The 6,445-nt window shown below is 74.4% G+C and carries 9 protein-coding genes and 1 tRNA gene; 4 read left to right on the top strand and 6 right to left on the bottom strand.

The features are described from left to right. A partial coding sequence (locus RIF68_RS23190; protein ID WP_309053220.1) for a RidA family protein occupies window positions 1-1,675 on the top strand: 1,675 nt, incomplete at its 5' end. Window positions 1,676-1,730: 55 nt separating this feature from the next. Here the strand turns inward: RIF68_RS23190 and RIF68_RS23185 are convergent. Both RIF68_RS23185 and RIF68_RS23180 read right to left on the bottom strand, forming a co-directional pair. Further along, window positions 1,731-1,805, bottom strand: a tRNA-Val gene (locus RIF68_RS23185). Between the two features lie 54 nt (window positions 1,806-1,859). Next, entirely contained in the window at window positions 1,860-2,282 is a 423-nt protein-coding gene (locus RIF68_RS23180; protein WP_309053219.1) for a TIGR02611 family protein, read from the bottom strand. A 189-nt stretch (window positions 2,283-2,471) separates the two neighbouring features. On the opposite strand from RIF68_RS23180, the gene RIF68_RS23175 reads away from it, so the two are divergent. Beyond that, entirely contained in the window at window positions 2,472-2,885 is a 414-nt protein-coding gene (locus tag RIF68_RS23175; protein ID WP_015032345.1) for an SsgA family sporulation/cell division regulator, read from the top strand. A gap of 189 nt (window positions 2,886-3,074) precedes the next feature. Further along, on the top strand, window positions 3,075-3,632 hold the full coding sequence (locus RIF68_RS23170; RefSeq protein ID WP_309053218.1) for a CGNR zinc finger domain-containing protein: 558 nt from the start codon (window positions 3,075-3,077) through the stop codon (window positions 3,630-3,632). A 16-nt stretch (window positions 3,633-3,648) separates the two neighbouring features. On the opposite strand, the gene RIF68_RS23165 is transcribed toward RIF68_RS23170, so the two are convergent. Then, window positions 3,649-3,888 (bottom strand): hypothetical protein, encoded by a 240-nt coding sequence (locus tag RIF68_RS23165; protein ID WP_309053221.1) that lies wholly within the window; start codon window positions 3,886-3,888, stop codon window positions 3,649-3,651. A 112-nt stretch (window positions 3,889-4,000) separates the two neighbouring features. Next, the gene (locus RIF68_RS23160; protein WP_309053217.1) at window positions 4,001-4,426 is read right to left on the bottom strand and encodes a hypothetical protein; all 426 of its coding nucleotides are present in this window, start codon (window positions 4,424-4,426) and stop codon (window positions 4,001-4,003) included. Between the two features lie 167 nt (window positions 4,427-4,593). Between RIF68_RS23160 and RIF68_RS23155 the strand changes: the two genes are divergently transcribed. Then, the gene (locus RIF68_RS23155) at window positions 4,594-5,106 is read left to right on the top strand and encodes a DsbA family protein (RefSeq protein ID WP_309053216.1); all 513 of its coding nucleotides are present in this window, start codon (window positions 4,594-4,596) and stop codon (window positions 5,104-5,106) included. A gap of 20 nt (window positions 5,107-5,126) precedes the next feature. Here the strand turns inward: RIF68_RS23155 and RIF68_RS23150 are convergent, their stop codons facing one another. Beyond that, window positions 5,127-5,969, bottom strand: coding sequence for a GNAT family N-acetyltransferase (locus RIF68_RS23150; RefSeq protein WP_309053215.1), 843 nt, complete (start codon window positions 5,967-5,969; stop codon window positions 5,127-5,129). 86 nt (window positions 5,970-6,055) lie between these two features. Further along, a partial coding sequence (locus RIF68_RS23145) for an aminotransferase class IV (protein ID WP_309053214.1) occupies window positions 6,056-6,445 on the bottom strand: 390 nt, incomplete at its 5' end.

Below are 6,445 nucleotides of genomic sequence, written 5' to 3'. Positions count from 1 at the left end.
GGCTGCTGCCGGCCTCCTCGAGGAGGCCGGCAGCAGCCTCGCCGACATCGTCAAGGTCACCGTCTACATCATCGACCCCCGCTATCGCGAGGACGTGGCCGGCGCCGATCCGGGGCGGGCTCGGGCGGCGGCCGTACGACCGACCGAGCCGACCGGACACCCGGCCAAGCCGGAGCAGCCGCCGGCCGGTGTCGGTACGCGGGCCGGTGCGGGCGCCGCTGCGACGGAGAGGGGTGCGGCGGGCTCCGGAGCCGCGGGCGCCGCTGCCGGGAAGGCCGGGACGGAATCCTCGCGGGCCGGGTGGCCGTCCGGGGCGATACGGGCGGGTCTTGCCGGGGCCGGGGCCCTGGTGCTGGCGCTCGGCGTCCTGTGGGCCCTTCCGCCCGCGGCCGCCGGGCTCCTGGAGCCGTCGGCCAGAACCACGGGTGTCTGGTCCGGGCGGCACGCCGAGCGCGCCCTGGCGCCGTACCCGGCGACCGCCGTGGCGGTCCTGCTCCTCGTGGGGGCGGCCCTCGCCACGCTGCCGAGGCTCTGGGCGCGGGGAGGCGCGCTCGCGCTCGGCTGGGCGCTGCTCACCGCCCTGCCCGTGGCGTTCGGCCTCCCGCACGCCGGAACCCTCGCGGTCCAGCTGGTGACGGCCGCGGCCGCCCTGGCGCTCGCCGCCCGGCCGGGGCCCGCGACGAGGGGGCTCCCCCCGGACGGTGCCCAGGAGGCCGCGACCGTCCTCGGGTGGCTCGGCTTCACCGCCGGGTGCGCCTCGGGGGTGAGCGCGCTCGGCCTGGCCCTGGACACGCGGGGTGCCACCTTCACGGTGCTGGGACTGCTGTCGGCGCTCCTCACGGGCGTGGCGGTGCTCGCCACCGGCGCGCGGCGGACGGCCGCCGCCGTCGGCGCGGTGCTCGCGGCGACGGGCCTGGTGCTCGCCACGGCCGCCGCCGCCGGCCTGGGCCACCACCACACGGCCCTGGCCCTTCTGCTGGTGCCGGCGGCGACGGCCGCCCTGGGCGCGAAGGCCCGTCCGGTGGCCCTGGCGGTGGAGGCGACGGGGGCGGCCGTGGGGCTGCTCGCGGTGGGGTTCGCGGTCCCCCGTCCGGCGTACCTGGCGCTGGTGCTGGCCCTCGGCGGGGTGATCGCCCTGGCCACCGCCCTCCGCCCGGAGCGGCGCCGCTTCGCCTCGTGGGCGGCGGCGGGACTGTCCCTGGCGGCGGTCTGGGTGCGGCTCGCGGCCTGGGAGGTGACGACCCCGGAGGCGTACACCCTGCCGGTGACGGTGCCCGCGCTGGTGGTGGGTCTGCTGCGGCGGCGGAGCGACCCGGAGGCCTCGTCCTGGACCGCGTACGGGCCGGGGCTCGCGGTGACCTTCCTGCCCGGCGTGGTGGCGGTCTGGACCGACCCCGCGTGGGTCCGTCCGCTGGTCCTGGGCGTCGCGGCGCTCGGGGTGACGCTGCTGGGGGCGCGGTTCCGGCTGCGGGCGCCCCTGCTCCTGGGCGGCGGGGTGCTGGCCCTGGTGGGGCTGCACGAGCTGGCGCCGTTCGTGGTGCAGGTGGTGGGCGCACTGCCCCGCTGGCTGCCGCCGGCCCTCGCGGGCCTGCTGCTGCTGGCGGTGGGTGCCACGTACGAGCACCGGCTGCGGGACGCGCGGACGCTGCGGGAGCGGTTCTCCCGGATGCGGTGAGGCCGGTACGCCGAAGGCCCGGAGACGGTGGTCGTCTCCGGGCCTTCGGTCCGGGTGGTGGGCGATACTGGGTTCGAACCAGTGACCTCTTCGGTGTGAACGAAGCGCTCTCCCACTGAGCTAATCGCCCGGGCGCATCGCCAACATTACCCCATGTCAGCGGGGCTCCCGCACCACCCGGGGGTCACTGGTCGATCTTCCACGGCATGACGAGGCCGAACTTCCACAGGTACAGGCCGATGAGTACGCCGGCGATCACCAGACCGACCGTCGTGAGGATCAGGTTGCGGCGGCGGACCTTGGGATCGAGGGCCCGCTGGGCGGCCTCGGTCACCTTCCGCTTGGTCCAGCGCAGCACCAGCTGGGCCCAGACGAACTCGGTCGCCCAGATCGCCATGCCGCCGAAGATGACCAACCAGCCGGGTCCGGGCAGGGGCAGCATCACGACGCCCGCGCCGACCACGGCGAGTCCCACGACGAAGACGCCGACCTGCCAGCTCAGGTGCAGGGTCCGGCGGGACTTGATGAACTCCGGTGCCCGGGATCCGAGTTCGGCGTCCTGGCCGTCCGCGGATTCCCCGGTGCGCTCGTCACTCTCCGCATTCATGGCCCCAACTTACCGGACGGGTGGCCCCGACCGGAAAGGCCGTATTACCCAAAGTTACACGCGCCCATACGAGCTACCTGAACGCCCACAAAACCGACAGAGGGGTTTACAACGGCACCTGAGGTGGCATGTCGATTTCGCCGACGTGCGAATCCCCGAGCGCACACTGAGCGAAAGGCCCTGGCGCTTATGAACACCACGGTCAGCTGCGAGCTGCACCTGCGCCTCGTTGTGTCGAGCGAGTCCTCACTGCCTGTACCGGCGGGCCTGCGGTATGACACGGCCGATCCGTATGCCGTGCACGCCACCTTCCACACCGGAGCCGAGGAGACGGTCGAGTGGGTCTTCGCCCGCGACCTTCTCGCCGAGGGGCTGCACAGGCCCACCGGCACGGGCGACGTCCGGGTCTGGCCGTCCCGCAGCCACGGTCAGGGAGTCGTCTGCATCGCCCTCAGCTCCCCCGAGGGCGAAGCCCTGCTCGAGGCCCCGGCGCGGGCCCTGGAGTCGTTCCTCAAGCGGACCGACGCGGCCGTGCCACCCGGCACGGAGCACCGCCACTTCGATCTCGACACCGAGCTCTCCCACATCCTGGCCGACAGCTGAGCCAGCCGAGAACCGCACGGCGCCGTCCGACTCGGGGAGACGGCGCCGCGCGGGCGGTCACACAGGCATGACATCCGGCGCCCCCACCGCGCAGCCGGCGCGGTGACGGGCGCCGCTGTGCTGTCCGGGGCGCGCTAGAGTCAGCGCCAATCCGCGGGCGCCCGCCCGCGTCCGGCCAGGGAGCGAATCGTGCTGATCCCCCACGACACCCGGATCGCCCTCGACACCGTCGTCGATCTGATGAACACCGCGCCGCAGGGTGACCGCGAGGACGAGCTCGCGGACCTCCCGGCGCTGTGCGCCTTCGTCGAGGCGCACAAGATCAGCGACGTCGGTGAGCTCGGCCCCGGCGACCTGCGGGCCGTGCGTGCGGTGCGGGAGAAGTTCGCGGCGGTCTTCAGCGCCCCGGAGGCCCGGATCGCGGCCCCGCTGATCAACCAGCTCGTGGCGGGCGCCGGCACGACGCCCCGGCTCACGGACCACGACGGCTACGACTGGCACGTGCACTACTTCGCGCCCGGCGCCTCGGTGGCCGACCATCTCGCCGCCGACTGCGGCATGGCGCTGGCCTTCATCGTGGTGGCGGGCGAGCAGGAGCGCCTGCGGCGCTGCGAGGCACCCGACTGCGGCCGCGCCTTCGTCGACCTCTCCCGCAACCGCTCCCGCCGCTACTGCGACAGCCGCACCTGCGGCAACCGGCTGCACGTGGCCGCCTACCGTGCGCGCCGCAAGGAGGCCGCCGGCTGAGTGCCGGTCCCGCCCGTCACAGGACGAAGAGGTCGTGCACGGCCGCCGCGAGCAGCAGGGCGCCGATCACCCCGAGGAAGATCATCAGCGGCGGCTGCGAGAGCGCGAAGAGGCATCCCCGGGGCTCCTCCGCCGAGGACTCCGCGCCGCTCCCGCCCACCGCGAGGACGGCGACCTCGGGAATCTCGGCAGGCCGATCGGCCGGGGAGTCGAACGGGACATCGGTGGGGGCGGGCTTCCGCGAGGTATCCGGCATCTCGGGGGGATGATCGCGCACCGCGCGCCCGGAAAATCCCGCAACACGCCCCATGCCCGGGGGCGTTCACCCCATCCCGTGGATCAACGGAGACGGGAACGGGCACAAACGATCAGATTCCGTGCTTCTTCAGAATCGCCTCGATGTCGCTGAAGTCGTCACCGCCGGGCGCGGGCCCCGCCTGGGGCTTTCCTCTCGCGCCACGGGACGATCCGGACGGTGCCGAGACACCCGGCGCGACGGCCGGACGGCCCGCCGCCCCTCCCACCTCACCCCGCGCGGCACGGCGCCGCTCGACCGCGCGGACCGACAGGAACAGCAGCCAGGCCGAGCCCAGCACGCCGAATCCCGCCCAGGCGACCGGGCTGAACGCCGTACCCGCGATCCACTCGACGGCGCCCGTCATCACCAGCCCCAGCGGCACCAGCGCGTAGGCCGCGATCCGGGTCGCCGTGAGAAAGCGCCTCCGGTAGGCCGAGATCGCGGCAATGCCCAGGCCCGCGGCGGCCACCGCGGAGCAAATGGTCTCGGCGAGCATGCGATCCTCCAGGTCCCGGACGGTCCGACCCTTCCATCCTGCACCGCGCCCCACCGTCCGGGCCACGCCTGCGGACCGGTCTCAGGGAGATCTCCGGGTCGCCCCGGCAGGGTCCTCCTCCCCAGGTCCCGGTTGGGCGTCCGGGGCACGGCTGGAAGACTGCTCCCATGAGCGACACCACCACCGCACCCTCCCCCGTCGTCCTGGAGGCCTGGTTCGACCTCCAGTGCCCCGACTGCTTCCAGGCCCTCGGCGACGTCCGCGCCCTGCGCGAGAAGTACGGCGACCGGCTCGACGTCCAGCTGCGGCACTTCCCGCTGGCCAAGCACAAGCACGCCTACGCCGCCGCCCAGGCCGCCGAGGAGGCCGCCGCGCAGGGCAAGGGCTGGCCGTACGCCGAGGCACTGCTCGCCAGGACCGCCGACCTGGCCGACCGGGGCGAGCCCGTCCTCCTGGAGGTGGCCGCGGAACTGGGCCTGGACGCGGAGGAGTTCGACACCGCCCTGATCGACGGCCGGCACCTGCTCACCGTGGACGCGGACGAGGCCGAGGGCAAGGCGATCAAGGTCACCGGCACGCCGACCTACGTGATCGGCGGGGAGCGTCTCGACGGCGGCCGGAGCCAGGAGGGCCTGCGCGCCCGCATCGAGGCCGTCGCCGACCGGCTGCTCACCGCCTGAGAGGGTCCCCGGACCCCGTCCTACAGGAGCGTCTTGGCGCTGTTGACGTGGGTCGTGCGGTAGCCGAGCGAGTCGTAGAGCCGGAGCGCCGGGGTGTTGCCCGCGAAGACGTGCAGTCCGAGCCGGGTCTCCCCCGCCTCCCGCGCGACGCGCTCGGCCAGCAGCATCAGCGCCCTGCCGTATCCCCGGCCCCGCTGCTCCTCCGCGACCTCCACCTCGTACACGAATCCCAGCCGCTCCCCAGGAGTCCGCTCCATCCGGCCGGTCCACAGGAGGCCGACGTCGCGGCCGTCCCGCACGGCGACGTGCACGGCCGCGCCCGGGGTCGCCAGACCCTGCGGCAGGTGCCGGCGGTGGCTCTCCTCGGCCTTCGCCCGGGCCTGCTCCTCCGGGACGCCGCGCTCGATCCAGCTCCGCGCGAAGCCCTCCTTGGCCCGCGCCGACCACGCCTCGAACTCGGCCCCGGTCATCGCCCGCACCTCCACGCCCGCCGGGAGCTCCGGCGGCTCGCCGGGTGGCAGCTCCTTGAGCATGTTCCTGCTGCGCTCGGTGTAGCCGAGGGCGCGGGCCATCCGCCGCGCCGCCTCCGCCTCCGCGGGCACCGAGATCAGCACCTCCGTGCAGCCCCAGCCGCGCAGCACCTCCTCCGAGGCGAGCGCCGCCACCGTGCCTCTTCCGCGCCGCCGGTCCGGTTCGGCGATCCGGAGGTCCGCGATCACGCCCGCGGCGGCGCCGAAGCCGGGATCCGTCCCGAGGCGGACGGAGCCCACGCGGCGACTGTTCACACACACGTCGTACGTCCGGGAACGGCCGCCCTCGGGCGTCTGCTGGAGCGGCTCGGCCGGCCGCAGGGTGGTGGTCATCACCCGTGTTCTACCCATCCCGGGGCCGTCCGTCATCCGGTTTTGCCGCACCGGCCGCAGGGGGGCGGCCCCGGATGCCGGACGGGTCAGCCGAGTCGCGGGTCCCGGTCCAGGGCGGCGTGCTCGTCGAAGACCCGCATGGCCTTCGCGGTCACGGGACCCGGCCCGGGGGTGAGCGGGCGCCCGTCGACGCGGTGCACGCCCTGCACGTCGCGGAGGGTGGAGGTCAGGAAGATCTCGTCGGCGCTCTCCAGGACGTCCATCGGCAGCTCGGTCTCCCGGGCCCCCGTCCAGTCCACCGCGAGGGCCCGGGTGATGCCCGGGAGGCAGCCGGAGGAGACCGGCGGGGTGTGGATGGTGCCGTCGATCACCACGAAGACGTTCGAACCGGTGCCCTCGCAGAGCTGCCCGACGGTGTTGCCGAACAGCGCCTCGGTGGCGCCCTGTTCCCGGGCCCGGGCGAGGGCGACCACGTT

It is taken from the genome of Streptomyces sp. (genome assembly GCF_031178505.1).
GTDB lineage: Bacteria > Actinomycetota > Actinomycetes > Streptomycetales > Streptomycetaceae > Streptomyces > Streptomyces gulbargensis.
The sequence above is the reverse complement of the archived record's forward strand: the minus strand, read 5'-3'. Positions and strand labels throughout refer to the sequence as shown.

Bases quoted from the DNA above. Each gene is read 5' to 3' on its own strand.
- RIF68_RS23180 (WP_309053219.1), bottom strand. From the start codon at position 2,282: ATGAATGCGGAGAGTGACGAGCGCACCGGGGAATCCGCGGACGGCCAG.
- RIF68_RS23175 (WP_015032345.1), top strand. From the start codon at position 2,472: ATGAACACCACGGTCAGCTGCGAGCTGCACCTGCGCCTCGTTGTGTCG.
- RIF68_RS23165 (WP_309053221.1), bottom strand. From the start codon at position 3,888: ATGCCGGATACCTCGCGGAAGCCCGCCCCCACCGATGTCCCGTTCGAC.
- RIF68_RS23160 (WP_309053217.1), bottom strand. From the start codon at position 4,426: ATGCTCGCCGAGACCATTTGCTCCGCGGTGGCCGCCGCGGGCCTGGGC.
- RIF68_RS23155 (WP_309053216.1), top strand. From the start codon at position 4,594: ATGAGCGACACCACCACCGCACCCTCCCCCGTCGTCCTGGAGGCCTGG.
- RIF68_RS23150 (WP_309053215.1), bottom strand. From the start codon at position 5,969: ATGACCACCACCCTGCGGCCGGCCGAGCCGCTCCAGCAGACGCCCGAG.